Below are 14879 nucleotides of genomic sequence, written 5' to 3'. Positions count from 1 at the left end.
TGAAGGCGACCCGCACGAAGACGGCGAGTGCCCGGCAGGACTGCCGGGCACTCGCCGTACGAGGAGAGGGGTGGGCGGAACGGGGCCGTCCGGGTCAGCCGACCTCGGGGTCACCCTTGGTGTACGAAAGCCGCTCGACCTGACCGGGCTCGAACTCGTCGTCGACCTTCTTGCCGTTCACGAAGAGGTCGATCGCCCCGGCGTCGCCGAGGACTAGATCGACACGCTCCTTGTCCTGGAAGGTCTTGGAGTCACCTTCGTTCAGCAGCCCGTCGAAGAGCAGCCGTCCGCTGTGGTCCTTGGCCGAGATCCAGCTCTTGCCCTCGGTGGCGCTCAGCCTCACCGTCACCTTGTCCCGGGGAGCCGCGGCGATGGCGCTCTCGGAGGGTGCGGGCTTGGGGTCGGCCGGCTTGGTGGGGGTGGGTGTGGGGGTGGTCTTGTCAGGTGTCGAGCCCTCGGCGACCTGCGCCGAACCCGACCCCTCGTCGTCGCCGCTGAAGAGCGTGAAGCCCACGAACCCGACGACGGCCACGATCGCCGCGACCATGGCCGCGGTCCAGTTGGGCCGACGGGGTTCCGAGCGGATCCGCTCGGCCTCGAACAGCGGCGCCGCGGGGGTGGGCGCCGGACGGCCGCCGTGCTCGGCGTCGAATTCCTCGATCAGTGGATCGGGGTCGAGCCGGACGGCGCGGGCGAGCATACGGATGTGGCCGCGTGCGTAGACGTCGCCGCCGCAGCGGGAGAAGTCGTCCTCCTCGATCGCGTGCACGATGGGGATGCGCACCCGGGTGGAGCTGCTGACTTCCTCGACCGTCAGACCTGCGGCGATACGAGCCTGCTGAAGCGCGCGACCGATCGAAGGCCGGTCGTCTTCGGGGGAGTTGCCGATGGACACGGGGGCGCCTTTCGAGCGTGAGCCACCTGCTGGATGTTCAGTCTAGGGGTGGTACGAAAGGGTGGGGCAACCGGGAGCGACGACTTTGTACGCCATCGGGTTCGCCGGACAGCCCCTCGGGCAGGACGGAGGACGGAGAGCAAGACGGAGCATCCCGCTGCTCCTCCTTTCAACTTGACGTACGGCCGGGCGAAACGGTTGCCCGCAAAACTCCTACGAAGCGGTTTCCCCACGAATGACGGCCAACACACCGTCCAGTTCGTCCGGCTTCACCATGACATCGCGCGCCTTGGATCCCTCGCTGGGACCCACGATGTTGCGGGACTCCATCAGGTCCATCAGCCGTCCGGCCTTGGCGAAGCCCACCCGGAGCTTGCGCTGGAGCATCGAGGTGGACCCGAACTGGGTGGAGACGACGAGCTCGGCCGCCTGGCAGAGCAGGTCGAGGTCGTCGCCGATGTCCTCGTCGATCTCCTTCTTCTGCTTGGTGCCGACCACCACGTCCTCGCGGAAGACGGGGGCCATCTGGTCCTTGCAGTGCTGGACGACGGCCGCGACCTCGTCCTCGGTGACGAAGGCCCCCTGCATCCGGGTCGGCTTGTTCGCCCCCATCGGCAGGAACAGTCCGTCACCCTTACCGATGAGCTTCTCGGCGCCGGGCTGGTCGAGGATCACCCGGCTGTCGGCGAGCGAGGACGTCGCGAAGGCGAGCCGGGAGGGCACGTTGGCCTTGATCAGACCGGTCACCACGTCGACGGAGGGCCGCTGCGTGGCCAGCACCAGGTGGATGCCCGCCGCGCGCGCCAGCTGGGTGATGCGGACGATGGAGTCCTCGACGTCGCGCGGGGCCACCATCATGAGGTCCGCCAGCTCGTCGACGATGACCAGCAGATACGGGTAGGGCGAGAGCTCACGTTCGCTGCCCTCTGGCGCCTTCGCCTTGCCGTTTCGCACCGCGTGGTTGAAGTCGTCGATGTGCCGGTAGCCGTAGGCCGCGAGGTCGTCGTAGCGCAGGTCCATCTCGCGCACGACCCACTGGAGCGCCTCGGCGGCCTTCTTCGGGTTGGTGATGATGGGCGTGATCAGGTGAGGGATGCCCTCGTACGCGGTGAGCTCCACCCGCTTGGGGTCGACGAGCACCATGCGTACGTCCTCGGGGGTCGCCCGCACCATGATCGAGGTGATCAGGCAGTTGATGCAGGAGGACTTGCCGGAGCCGGTCGCACCGGCGACCAGGACGTGCGGCATCTTCGCGAGATTGGCCATCTCGTAGCCGCCCTCGACGTTCTTGCCCAGCGCGACGAGCATGGGGTGGTCGTCCTCGGCCGCGTCCGCGAGGCGCAGGACGTCGCCGAGATTGACCATCTCCCGGTCTGAGTTGGGAATCTCGATGCCGACAGCGGACTTGCCGGGGATCGGCGAGATGATCCGGACGTCCGGGCTCGCCACCGCGTAGGCGATGTTCTTCGTCAGGGCGGTGATCCGCTCGACCTTCACGGCGGGACCGAGTTCGACCTCGTACCGGGTCACCGTCGGACCGCGCGTGAAGCCGGTGACCCGCGCGTCGACCTTGAACTCGGTGAAGACGTTGGTGAGCGAGGCGACCACCGCGTCGTTGGCGGCGCTGCGCGTCTTTCCCGGGCCGCCCCGCTCCAGAAGGTCCAGCGAGGGCAGCGAGTAGGTGATGTCGCCGGAGAGCTGGAGCTGCTCGGCCCGGGCGGGCAGGGACTGCGACGGCTCCGGGGCGGGCTTCGTCAGGTCCGGCACGCCACCGGTCCCGGAGTCCTTGTCCTGACCCGCGCCGCCCGGCCGGGTCTTCTCCGCCGACCTGGCTCCGGGTACCGGTGTGCCGGTCCGCTCGCGCTCGGCGGAGACGCCCTGGGTCAGGTCTGCCACGACCGGCGAAGGAGGCATGCCGTTGAGCACCGCGCCGTCCAGCGCCGCCGCGGCTGCCGCTGCCACGTCGACGGCGTCCATGGTGCGGTTCATGGCCGGCTGGGCGGACGGCCTGCGGGGGCGCCGCCGCTTGGCCAGTGCCTCGCCCTCGGCCTGGTCCGGGTCGTAGGCGTCGTCCGCGTCGGACCGGCGTCCCGGGGTGCGCCGCGCACGCTCGGGCAGCGCTTCGCGCCACTGCTCGTCGTACCGCTCGTCGTCCTCCCCCAGCTCGTCACCCGGTTCGTGGGCGGGGTCGACGATGCCGAGTCTCACCCCGAGCTGGCGCAGCCTGCGGGGGATGGCGTTGACGGGGGTGGCGGTGACGACGAGGAGTCCGAAGACCGTCAGCAGCAGGAGCAGCGGGACGGCGAGCACCTCGCCCATGGCGAACACGAGGGGCTGGGACGCCGCCCAGCCGATGAGCCCTCCGGCGTCCTGCAGCGCGGCGGTTCCGTCGTCCCTGCCGGGTGAACCGCAGGCGATGTGGACCTGTCCGAGCACCCCGACGACGAGGGCGGAGAGCCCGATGACGATCCGGCCGTTGGCCTCGGGCTTCTCCGGATAGAGGATGAGCCGTACGGCAACGGCGCCCAGCAGTATCGGGACAAGGAGGTCGAGCCGGCCGAAGGCCCCGGTCACGAGCATCTCCACGAGGTCCCCGACAGGACCCTTCAGACGCGACCAGGTACCGGCGGCGACGACGAGCGCGAGACCGAGCAGCAGCAGGGCGAGCCCGTCCTTGCGGTGTGCCGGGTCAAGTCCCTTCGCACCGCGCCCTATGGAGCGGAAGACCGCCCCCACCCCGTGGGCGGTGCCCAGCCAGACGGCACGCACCAGCCGGTACACGCCCCCCGTGGGGGACGGTGCGGGCTTCTTCACCGCCGCCTTCTTGGCGGGCGCCTTCTTCACGGGCACGGTCTTCTTCGCCGCCGCCTTCTTGGCGGGCGCGGCTTTCTTGGCAGGTCCCTGGGTACGGCCGGCGCGCTTGGCGGTGCCCGCCGCACCCAGGGAACCCTTGCCGGACGTACGTGAGGCCATGTGACTGAGGTTACCGGTGCCGACGCCGGTGGACACGTGTGCCTACGGCTTCACCCGTCCGTGTCGCCCTTGCAGGGGCGCAGAACTGACGCCCCCTCAGCAGCGGTGGTCAGCCCTGGGAGGGAAGAGCGGCGGCGGAGCCGCCCGCACCGGGCTCCAGTGCGTCGAGTGCGCGACGCAGGCCCGTCAGCTTTCTTTCGAGATGGGCAGCGGTGGCCACGGCCGCCGCGTCCGCCGACTCGTCGTCCAACTGCTTGGAGAGGGCCTCAGCCTGCTCCTCCACGGCGGCGAGCCGCGCCGAGAGCTCGGCGAGCAGCCCGGCAGGTTCCTTCTCCTCGGCACCGTGGTGGACACCGCCGCCTTCGAGCTGGAGCCGCAGGAGCGCCGCCTGTTCGCGGAGCTGGCAGTTCTTCATGTACAGCTCGACGAAGACCGAGACCTTGGCGCGCAGCACCCAGGGGTCGAACGGCTTCGAGATGTAGTCCACGGCGCCGGCCGCATAACCCCGGAAGGTGTGGTGCGGGCCGTGGTTGATCGCGGTCAGGAAGATGATCGGGATGTCCCGTGTCCGCTCCCGCCGCTTGATGTGCGCGGCAGTCTCGAATCCATCCATACCGGGCATCTGTACGTCCAGCAGAATGACCGCGAAATCGTCCGTGAGCAGCGCCTTGAGCGCTTCCTCCCCTGACGATGCCCGGACCAGTGTCTGATCGAGCGCAGAGAGGATGGCCTCCAGCGCCAGCAGATTCTCCGGCCGGTCATCGACCAGGAGGATCTTGGCCTTCTGCACCATGGCCCGTCCTCCTCGCCCCGGAATCGCACCGGGTGCCGCCCCAGGGGACGACTCCCTTACGCCGTCCGTCCTTGTGCCGGTCATGGTAGCCGCACCCCGCCCATCACCACACCCTGTCACCGCGATGTCACTGTGCACAGAGCGAAAACGTGGCCGAAGACCAGAAGGTTCCCCGGAATCCGCTCGGTCACACCCGCACGGTGACAACCGGCGGGCCGATTCCGGAGATCACCTCCGTGGCCGGTCACTCTCCGCTCATCCACTTCTCCATCACGGACAGCAGGTGGTCGGAATCGACCGGCTTGGTCACGTAGTCGGAAGCCCCGCAGTCGATCGCCTTCTCGCGGTCGCCCTTCATCGCCTTGGCCGTCAGCGCGACGATCGGCAGCCCGGCGAACTGCGGCATCCGGCGGATCGCCGTCGTCGTCGCGTAACCGTCCATCTCGGGCATCATGATGTCCATCAGCACGATCGTCACATCGTCGTGCTGTTCGAGTACTTCGATGCCCTCGCGCCCGTTCTCCGCGTACAGCACGGACAGGCCGTGCTGTTCCAGCACGCTGGTGAGGGCGAACACGTTGCGGATGTCGTCGTCGACGATCAGCACCTTCTCCCCCTGGAAGCGGAACGTCCTGCGGGGCTCCGGCTCTTCCTGGGCGCTCTGCACCCACTCCTCCGGCGCCGCGGAGGGAGCAGCCTCGGCCTGGCCGCCGTTGGGCAGCGCAGGACGCCCCGCACCCCCTCCGAGCGCCTTGCGCCGGCGCCTGAACACACCCGCGGAGCCCGCGGGGTCGCCCAGGGGCAGCTGCGCCGCACTGTCCTGCGGGGCCTCCAGGTGGAGGGCTCCCTCACCGGAAGCGCCGTGCGCCTCGATGGGGCCGGCCCCCGCCTGCGGATACCCCTGAGGCGGCAACTCACTGGCGTGCAGCGGCAGATACAGCGTGAAGGTCGAGCCACGTCCAGGTTCGCTCGCGGCGTGGATCTCACCGCCCAGCAGCCGTGCGATCTCCCGGCTGATGGAGAGGCCGAGACCCGTCCCGCCGTACTTGCGGCTGGTCGTTCCGTCGGCCTGCTTGAACGCCTCGAAGATCACCAGCATCTTGCTGGAGGCGATGCCGATCCCGGTGTCCGTCACGGAGAACGCGATCAGGTCGCCGTCCGCGTCACGCAGCGAGCCCGCCTCCAGCAGGTGTTCCCTGATGGAGTTCGGCACATCGGCTCCGGCCGGCCTGATCACCAGCTCCACGGCGCCGCTATCGGTGAACTTCACCGCGTTGGACAGGAGGTTGCGCAGTACCTGAAGCAGCCTCTGCTCGTCCGTGTGCAGCGTGGCGGGGAGCTCGGGCGACACCCGTACGGAGAAGTCGAGCCCCTTCTCCGCCGTCAGCGGCCGGAACGTCGCCTCCACGTAGTCGACCAGCTGGACCAGGGCGATCCGGGTGGGGCTGACGTCCATCTTGCCCGCCTCGACCTTGGACAGGTCGAGGATGTCGTTGATCAGCTGGAGCAGGTCGGACCCCGCTCCGTGGATCGTCTCGGCGAACTCCACCTGCTTCGGCGAGAGGTTCCCCTCGGCGTTGTCCGCGAGCAGCTTGGCCAGGATGAGCAGGGAGTTGAGCGGGGTGCGCAACTCGTGCGACATGTTGGCCAGGAACTCGGACTTGTACCGCATGGAGACGGCGAGCTGTTCGGCTCGCTCCTCGAGGACCTGACGCGCCTCCTCGATCTCGGTGTTCTTGACCTCGATGTCGCGGTTCTGCTGAGCCAGCAGCTCGGCCTTCTCCTCCAGTTCGGCGTTGGACGCCTGGAGGGCCTTCTGCCGGTTCTCCAGCTCCTGGGAACGGTCCCGGAGCTGCTCGGTGAGCTCCTGGGACTGTTCGAGGAGCTTCTCCGTCTTCGTGTTCACGCTGATGGTGTTGACGCTCGTGGCGATCATCTCGGCAAGCTGGTTGAGGAAGTCCCGCTGGATGTGCGTGAACGGCTGGAACGAGGCGAGTTCGATGACCCCGAGCACCTGGCCCTCGAAGACCACCGGCAGCACGATCACATGGGCGGGCGGCGCCTCGCCCAGGCCCGAGGAGATCTTCAGGTACCCCGGCGGAACGTTGTCCACCTGGATCGTCCGCTTCTCCTCGGCGGCGGTGCCGATGAGGGTCTCGCCCGGCCTGAAGGACGTCGGCATGGAGCCCGCCGAATAGCCGTAACTGCCGCGCATCCGCAGCTCGTACGAGTTCTCCTTGCCGGTGTCGGACCCGACCTCGTCCCCGTCCCCGGTGGACATGGCGAGGAAGAACGCCCCATGCTGCGCGGAGACGACCGGGGTGAGTTCGCTCATGATCAGCGAGGCGACGTCGTCGAGGTCGCGGCGGCCCTGCATCAGGCCGGAGATCCGGGCGAGGTTCCCCTTGAGCCAGTCCTGTTCCTTGTTGGCGAGTGTGGTGTCGCGCAGGTTGGCGATCATCGTGTTGATGTTGTCCTGGAGGACCTGGATCTCGCCGGCCGCGTCCACGTCGATCTTGAGGTTCAGATCGCCGCGCGTCACCGCGGTGGCCACGGCCGCGATGGCGCGCACCTGCCGGGTCAGGTTGCCGGCCATCTCGTTCACCGACTCGGTGAGGTCGCGCCAGGTGCCGTCGACGTCCCGGACGCGGGCCTGACCGCCCAACTGCCCCTCGGTACCCACCTCGCGGGCGACGCGGGTCACCTGCTCGGCGAAGGAGGAGAGCTGGTCGACCATCGTGTTGATGGTGTTCTTCAGCTCCAGGATCTCACCGCGCGCGTCGATGTCGATCTTCTTCGTGAGATCGCCCTTCGCGATGGCGGTGGTGACCGCGGCGATCTGCCGCACCTGCCCGGTCAGGTTGGACGCCATCGAGTTCACCGACTCGGTGAGGTCCTTCCACGTCCCCGAGACACCCGGCACACGAGCCTGGCCTCCCAGCGCCCCCTCGGTGCCCACCTCACGCGCCACGCGCGTGACCTCGTCGGCGAACGAGGAGAGCGTCGTCACCATCGTGTTGACGGTGTCGGCGAGTTCGGCGACCTCGCCGCGTGCCTCGACTGTGACCTTCTTCGTCAGATCGCCGTTGGCGACGGCGGACGAGACCCGGGAGATGTTCCGCACCTGGCTGGTGAGGTTGTTGGCCATCAGGTTGACGTTCTCGCTGAGGTCCTTCCAGATGCCCGTCGCACCCCGCACCCGGGCCTGGCCGCCGAGGATGCCCTCGGTACCCACCTCGCGGGCGACCCTCGTCACCTCGTCGCCGAAGTTCATCAGCTGGTCGACCATCGTGTTGACGGTCGTGACCAGTTCGAGGATCTCGCCCTTGGCGTCGACGGTGATCTTCTTGGAGAGATCGCCCTTGGCGACCGCGGTGGTGACCTCGGCGATGTTGCGGACCTGGAGGGTCAGGTTGTTCGCCATGCCGTTGACGGACTGGGTCAGGTCCTTCCAGGTGCCGGATACGCCCTGCACCTCGGCCTGGCCGCCGAGGATGCCCTCCGTACCCACCTCACGGGCGACCCTCGTCACCTGCTCGGCGAAGTTGGACAGCTGGTCGACCATCGTGTTGAGGGTGTTCTTCAGCTCCAGGATCTCGCCCCGGGCGTCCACGTCGATCTTCTGCGACAGGTCACCGCGGGCCACCGCCGTGGCGACCTGCGCGATGTTGCGGACCTGGGCGGTGAGGTTCCCGGCCATGCCGTTCACGGAGTCCGTCAGGTCGCGCCACACGCCCGCGACACCGGGTACCTGGGCCTGACCGCCCAGACGGCCGTCCGTGCCCACCTCTCGGGCGACGCGGGTCACCTGGTCGGCGAAGGCAGAGAGCTGGTCGACCATCGTGTTGATGGTGTTCTTCAGCTCCAGGATCTCGCCCCGGGCGTCCACGTCGATCTTCTGCGACAGGTCACCCCGCGCCACCGCCGTCGTCACCTGGGCGATCTGACGCACCTGGGAGGTGAGGTTCCCGGCCATGAAATTGACGGAGTCGGTGAGCTCCTTCCACGTCCCGGACACACCGTCGACGCGTGCCTGGCCTCCCAGGCGGCCCTCCGTGCCCACGTCTCGCGCCATCCGCGTCACCTGGTCGGCGAAGTTGGACAGCTGGGCCACCATCGTGTTGACGGTGTTCTTCAGCTCCAGCATCTCGCCGGCCACGTCGACGGTGACCTTCTGCGACAGATCGCCGTTGGCGACGGCCGTGGTCACCTGCGCGATGTCGCGCACCTGACCGGTGAGGTTGCGGAAGGCGGTGTTCACCGAGTCGGTGAGGTCCTTCCACGTGCCGGCGGCCCCCGGTACCTCCGCCTGACCGCCGAGACGTCCCTCGACACCGACCTCGCGGGCGACGCGGGTCACCTCGGAACCGAAGGCCTGGAGCTGGTCCACCATCGTGTTGACGGTGTTCTTCAGCTCCAGCATCTCGCCGGCCACGTCGACGGTGACCTTCTGGGTCATGTCACCACTGGCCACGGCCGTGGTCACCTGCGCGATGTCACGCACCTGGGTCGTCAGGTTCCTGAAGACCGTGTTCACCGAGTCGGTGAGGTCCTTCCACGTACCCGCGGCCCCCGGCACCTGGGCCTGCCCGCCCAGCAGGCCCTCTCCACCGACCTCGCTCGCCACACGGGTCACCTCGTCGGCGAACGTACGCAGCGTCTCGGTCATCTGGTTGATCGTCTCGGCGAGCTGGGCGACCTCGCCCCGCGCGCTCACGGTGACCTTCTGGGACAGGTCTCCGTTGGCCACCGCGGTCGTCACCTCGGCGATCCCTCTCACCTGTGAGGTGAGGTTCCCGGCCATCGTGTTGACGGAGTCGGTCAGGTCCTTCCAGACCCCGGCCACCCCGGGAACCGTGGCCTGCCCGCCGAGTTCGCCCTCGGTGCCGACCTCACGGGCGACCCGGGTCACCTCCGACGAGAAGGACGACAGCTGGTCGACCATCGTGTTGACGGTGTTCTTCAGCTGGAGCATCTCGCCGGCCACATGGACGGTGACCTTGCGTGACAGATCGCCCTTGGCCACGGCGGTGGTGACGAGGGCGATGTCCCGTACCTGAGCGGTGAGCCGGTAGGCCATGGTGTTGACGGAGTCGGTCAGGTCCTTCCAGGACCCGGACATCCCGCGCACCTGGGCCTGCCCGCCCAGTTTGCCCTCGGTACCCACCTCGACGGCGACGCGTGTCACCTGCTCGGTGAAGGCCGACAGCTGGTCGACGAGGTTGTTGACCGTGCGCGCCACCTTCAGGAACTCACCGCGCAGCGGGCGTACGGTCTCGTCCGCGGCGTGGGTGCGCAGCTCCATCCGCTGCTCGAGATCACCATCGGCGACCGCGGAGAGTACTCGTCCGACCTCGGACACCGGCCGTGCCAGGTCGTCGACGAGCTCGTTGGAGGCGTCGATCGCCGCCGCCCAGGAGCCCTCACAGGCTCCGGTCTCCAGCCGTTCGGTGAGCTTCCCCTCCCGCCCGACCACGCGGCGCACCCGGGCGAGCTCGCCCGTCAGGTGGAGATTGCGGTCGGCCACCTCGTTGAAGACGGCGGCGATCTCCGTGAGCACGCCGTCACCGGAGACGGTGAGCCGCCTGCGGAAGTTTCCGTCACGCATCGCCACGAGGCCCGAGAGCAGTCTGTTCAGAGCTGCCGCGTCGACCTCGACGGTTCCATTGCGCTGCTTTTTCACGGACTGCCCGCCTTTTGTGCGCGTTCCTGAACCCCGCGCCGCCACGCCAGACTCCACCGTGTCCCTCCCGCCGGGGTTGACCGTATCGCTCGGCCGTTGTCGGAAGCTTGCCCACTTCCACTTTGGCTCACCGCCACAGGACACCGTCTTCGGGTGACTATGCGGTCGTCAAATCGTTGAAACGTACCAGGCCGGAACGGGAGAGCGAGGAAGGTCTCATGGTCAGCCCATTTCCCTCACCGGGAGACCCATAGTTGTGCGCCGGGCGCACAACCGCTGCCCGCGCAACGTACCCAACTCCGCCCTCGTGTACCCGGGACTCCCGGCGAGCGTCTAGCCTGGCAGGGCGAATCGAAGCGGCGAAATACGGGCACAGGACTCGGGGAAGCGACGAGACACCAAATGGGGAGTGCTGTGATCACCGCGCGCGCGGCTGCCACCTTCGATCCGGTCGGACGCTCGGTCGCGACCGCCCGCGCATTCGTCCGCGACACCCTTCAGGGGTGGGGTTACACGGATGTGGTTGACGACGCCGTCGTTCTGACCAGTGAGCTCGTGACCAACGCGGTCGTACACGCCGGTACGGCGGCGGACGTACTGTGCCTGCGCACCGAGGACGGCGTGCGCGTCGAGGTCTCCGACCACTACCCGGAGCGGGAGATCCCGCTGCAGAGTTCCGGTCTGGACTTCGGCAGTCCCGACCGTGAGGGCGGGCGGGGCCTGCTCCTCTGTGCGGCGCTCGCCGCCCGCTGGGGCGTCGAGTACACGCCCACGCACAAGCACGTCTGGTTCCAGCTGGACCTTCCCGAACGCCCGGTGGGTATCCGCTCGGCGAGCCCGGTACTGCCCACGTCCCTCCTGCCGGTGGCGGAGCAGCGGGTCCGGGTGGCCGTGGTGCAGATCGACGGCTCCGGCTCCGTCGCGGCCTGGAACGACGACGCCTCCTTCCTCTTCGGTTACGCCGCGGAGGAGGTCGACGGCAAGCAACTGACCGATTTCGTCGCGTGGCCCCACACTCCGGGCACCAGCACCGGGATCGCCGACGCCCTGCAACTCTCCCGCTGGGAGGGCAGCTACGGCATCCGCGGCGCGGACGGCAGGGTCATCCCGGTGTACGCGTCCCACCTGAGGGTTCGCGACGCGGACGGCGAGCCTTCGACCGTCTGCCTCCTCGTGCGCGACTACGAGCGTGCCGTGCTCCAGACGCCGGTGCGCGCCCCGGTCTCCGACGCCTCGGCCGAGAACCGCAGCTCGGACCCGTTCGAGATCTTCATCGGGTCCCCGGCCCCGGACGACCTTGACGGTCTGCTGCAGCGCACGGTGGAGCGTGCCCGCGACATGCTCGATGCGGACGCGGCTTTCCTGCTCCTGGCCACCGATGACGAGACCGAGCTCGAGGTCCGGGCGACGACCGGCCTGCCCTCCGCCCGCCAGCGGTTCGCACGGGTGCCGGTCGAGGCCGGCACGGGCCGCTACCAGTCAGCCCGCATGCCCGCAGTCCACGAGGACCTCACCGTGGTGCCGGGGGCGGTGCCGCTGCTGGTGGACACCGGGATGCGTTCCGTCGTCACCGTCCCGCTGAAGGTCGAGGGACGCCTCACCGGTTCCCTCGGAGTCGCCGCCGAGTCGGCCGGCCGGTACTCCAACGAGGAGGCCCTGCGTCTCCAGTTCTCGGCCGACCGCATCGCCCTGGCCGTCGAGTCGGCCAGGCTCGGCGAGCTGGAGCGGCTGCGGCGCGGTTCGCTCTCCTTCCTCGTCGAGGCGTCGGACCTGCTGGCCGGCACCCTGGACCGGGACCAGACCCTGGCGCTGATGGCGCAGATGACCGTCCCCACGCTGGCCACCTGGTGCGCCGTCTACACCATCGCGGACCAGTCGTCGGAGCCGTATCTCTCCTACGTCCTCCATGAGGACGAGGAGCGCATCGACGGCCTGAAGGCCCTGCTCTCCTCCATCGACCCCCCGGAACCCGTTCCCGCCCCTGGTGCCCGCATCTGGCCCGCACCCGCGGAGGCCGGTCACCGGGCCGCCCTGAGCATCTCCAAGCGCACGCTCGGCAGCGACGTACCCCTGAGCATGGGGACCGCCGCCCGCACCACTCTGGCCACCGCGGCCGCCGTGGGCGGTGAGACCGTGGTCCTGCCCCTGGTGGCGAGAAACCGTGTGATCGGCATGCTCACACTCGGGAAGCCGTCCGACGAACACTTTCGCCAGGAGATTCTGGAGCTCGCCGAGGACCTGTCCCGGCGGGCGGCCCTCGCCCTCGACAACGCCCGCCTCTACTCGGAGCGCATGGCGATCAGCCAGTCGCTCCAGCGGAGCCTGCTGCCGCCCGGCCTGCCCGACGTACCCAATGTCGAGATCGAGGTCATCTACCGCGCGGCGGGCGAGGGCAACGAGGTCGGTGGCGACTTCTACGACGTCTTCCCGATCCGCGACGGCGCCTACGGCTTCGCCATCGGAGATGTCTGCGGCACGGGCCCGGAGGCGGCGGCCGTCACCGGGCTCGCCCGGCACGCACTGCGGCTTCTCGCCCGCGAGGGCTTCGGAGGCCCGGCGGTGCTGGAACGCCTCAACGCGGCGATCCTGGACGAGGGTGCGCGCAGCCGCTTCCTCACCCTGCTCTACGGGGAGCTCTGGCCCCAGGAGGACGGCAGCGCCCTTCTGAAGGTGGTCTGTGCGGGGCACCCTCTCCCCCTGCGCCTGCGGCAGGACGGTTCGGTGGAGCCGGCGGCCGAACCGCAGCCTCTGCTCGGCGTGATCGAGGACCTGGAGCTGTACGAGCAGGAACTCACACTGGAGCCCGGAGACGTGCTGCTGTGCGTGACCGACGGCGTGACCGAACGCCGCGAGGGTGCCCGCATGCTCGGGGACGACGGTCTGGCCGATGTCCTCGCCGTCTGCACGGGGTTGACGGCCGGAGCGGTCGCGGGGCGCATCCTGCGCGCCGTCGAACGGTTCGCGGCCGAACCGGCGTCCGACGACATGGCCATCCTGGCCATGCGCGTACCGGAGCCGCACAACGTCTGACGGCTGTCCGGCCGCGGTGCTCCGCCGGCCCGAATCCGTCTCGTAACCGGCAGGTGTGACGTGAGATCGGTCGGCGCTCGATGCTGAGCTCGCGCCGACCGACCTCACGTCCGACGCGACTACCGCCCCGTCCCCCGGCCCCTTCCTCCTCCTGACGGGCTGTGCGGGCGTCCTGTGCCCGCGTGCCGATGTCGGGGCGGACTCGGAGCAGGTGGAGGTCGATGATGGTGCGGTCACCCGGCACCGGCCGCAGCGATGAGTTCGTCCGGCCCGGGGAGTCCCATCTGTGTTTGTCGGTACCAGGAGGACCACATGACCCAGCTGTTGAGAGTCCAGAACTTCACCGTCTCGAGCGACGGCGTCGGCGCCGGCGAGGAGCAGACCCTGGAGAGGCCGTTCGGCCACGTCGATCCAGGGGCCCTGTTCTCGTGGGCGACCGCCACCGCCAGCTTCCCCGGGCGCGCGAACCAAGGTGGCAGCCGGGGCCTCGACGACTACCTGACCCGGGACTTCTCGCACAACATCGGCGCCGAGATCATGGGCCGTAACAAGTTCGGTCCTCAGCGCGGGCCCTGGGCCGACGAGGAGTGGCAGGGCTGGTGGGGCGAGGAGCCTCCGTTCCACACCCCGGTCTTCGTGATGACGCACCACGCGCGTCCTTCGTTCACCCTGTCCGACACCACCTTCCACTTCGTGGGCGGTGAACCGGCTGAGATCCTCGCGCAGGCTCGTGAAGCGGCCGACGGCAAGGACGTCCGGCTCGGCGGTGGGGTCGGCACCATCCGCCAGTTCCTGGACGCCGACCTGATCGACACCCTTCATGTCGCCGTCTCACCCATGAAGGTGGGCTCCGGCCTGCGGCTCTGGGAGTCGCCGGAGGAACTTCGCGACCGGTTCCACCTGGATGTCGTGCCCAGTTCCAGCGGGGTGGTCCACCACCTCTTCTGGCGAAAGTGATCCGCTGCAGGGGCGTGAGTCGGTGAACTCGCCCGCATAGCTCAGGAACCCGCACAACAGGAAAGGCCCCCGCCTGTGGCGGGGGCCTTTCTCTACCGAGCCCCAATGCGGAATCGAACCGCAGACCTTCTCCTTACCATGGAGACGCTCTACCGACTGAGCTATTGGGGCCTTGCTGCCCTGCGGCAACGAGCTAAAGCATACCCCGAAAGAAGGGGTACTCAAAACCATCCTGACGAGGCATCGGCCGACGCGCACCCAGGACTCCTCGTGACGCCGTAAGGAGTGTGCCCTCAAGAACGCCTCATGGCCTGCCTGCGGGCTTCGCCGCAGTGGGAGAGGGCCTCGTCGGCCGGCCCTCAGGTCCTCCTGGACCGCGCACAGGCTCCGCCTCTCCCGGCCGTCGAAGGACGCCCGGTCGACCGCGGCTCGTGGGGCGTGCCTCGAAAGGTGCCCGGAACGCAGAAAAGCCCCGTGCCACAAGGGCACGGGGCTTTCCCGGAATAATTGTTCGGCGGCGTCCTACTCTCCCACAGGGTCCCCCCTGC

The 14879-nt window shown here is 68.8% G+C and carries 6 protein-coding genes and 1 tRNA gene; 2 read left to right on the top strand and 5 right to left on the bottom strand.

Annotation, left to right across the window (positions count from 1 at the left end):
• Positions 1 to 94: 94 nt before the first annotated feature.
• The 4 genes from ACGFNN_RS31735 to ACGFNN_RS31720 form a co-directional block, all read right to left on the bottom strand.
• Positions 95 to 895: a helix-turn-helix domain-containing protein gene (locus ACGFNN_RS31735; RefSeq protein ID WP_362554837.1), complete on the bottom strand. Its 801-nt coding sequence runs from the start codon at positions 893 to 895 to the stop codon at positions 95 to 97.
• Between the two features lie 213 nt (positions 896 to 1108).
• Entirely contained in the window at positions 1109 to 3868 is a 2760-nt protein-coding gene (locus ACGFNN_RS31730) for a DNA translocase FtsK (protein WP_393561113.1), read from the bottom strand.
• 109 nt (positions 3869 to 3977) lie between these two features.
• Positions 3978 to 4661, bottom strand: a complete 684-nt coding sequence (locus ACGFNN_RS31725) for a response regulator (RefSeq protein ID WP_362554833.1) — start codon at positions 4659 to 4661, stop codon at positions 3978 to 3980.
• Positions 4662 to 4905: 244 nt separating this feature from the next.
• Positions 4906 to 10344: a HAMP domain-containing protein gene (locus ACGFNN_RS31720; RefSeq protein ID WP_393561111.1), complete on the bottom strand. Its 5439-nt coding sequence runs from the start codon at positions 10342 to 10344 to the stop codon at positions 4906 to 4908.
• A 402-nt stretch (positions 10345 to 10746) separates the two neighbouring features.
• Here ACGFNN_RS31720 and ACGFNN_RS31715 point away from each other — a divergent pair, with 402 nt between their 5' ends.
• Positions 10747 to 13374 (top strand): SpoIIE family protein phosphatase, encoded by a 2628-nt coding sequence (locus ACGFNN_RS31715; RefSeq protein WP_393561109.1) that lies wholly within the window; start codon positions 10747 to 10749, stop codon positions 13372 to 13374.
• A gap of 312 nt (positions 13375 to 13686) precedes the next feature.
• Positions 13687 to 14331, top strand: a complete 645-nt coding sequence (locus ACGFNN_RS31710; protein ID WP_393561107.1) for a dihydrofolate reductase family protein — start codon at positions 13687 to 13689, stop codon at positions 14329 to 14331.
• Positions 14332 to 14429: 98 nt separating this feature from the next.
• On the opposite strand, the gene ACGFNN_RS31705 is transcribed toward ACGFNN_RS31710, so the two are convergent.
• Positions 14430 to 14502: transfer RNA gene (locus tag ACGFNN_RS31705), tRNA-Thr, on the bottom strand.
• Positions 14503 to 14879: the final 377 nt, after the last annotated feature.

The organism is Streptomyces sp. NPDC048590 (assembly GCF_043199535.1).
In the GTDB taxonomy this organism is placed as follows: domain Bacteria; phylum Actinomycetota; class Actinomycetes; order Streptomycetales; family Streptomycetaceae; genus Streptomyces.
This window is presented reverse-complemented; position numbering and strand designations above follow the sequence as displayed.

Excerpts from the sequence above, each read along its gene's own strand:
- ACGFNN_RS31730 (WP_393561113.1), bottom strand. The coding sequence starts at position 3,868 with ATGGCCTCACGTACGTCCGGCAAGGGTTCCCTGGGTGCGGCGGGCACC.
- ACGFNN_RS31725 (WP_362554833.1), bottom strand. The coding sequence starts at position 4,661 with ATGGTGCAGAAGGCCAAGATCCTCCTGGTCGATGACCGGCCGGAGAAT.
- ACGFNN_RS31715 (WP_393561109.1), top strand. The coding sequence starts at position 10,747 with ATGGGGAGTGCTGTGATCACCGCGCGCGCGGCTGCCACCTTCGATCCG.
- ACGFNN_RS31710 (WP_393561107.1), top strand. The coding sequence starts at position 13,687 with ATGACCCAGCTGTTGAGAGTCCAGAACTTCACCGTCTCGAGCGACGGC.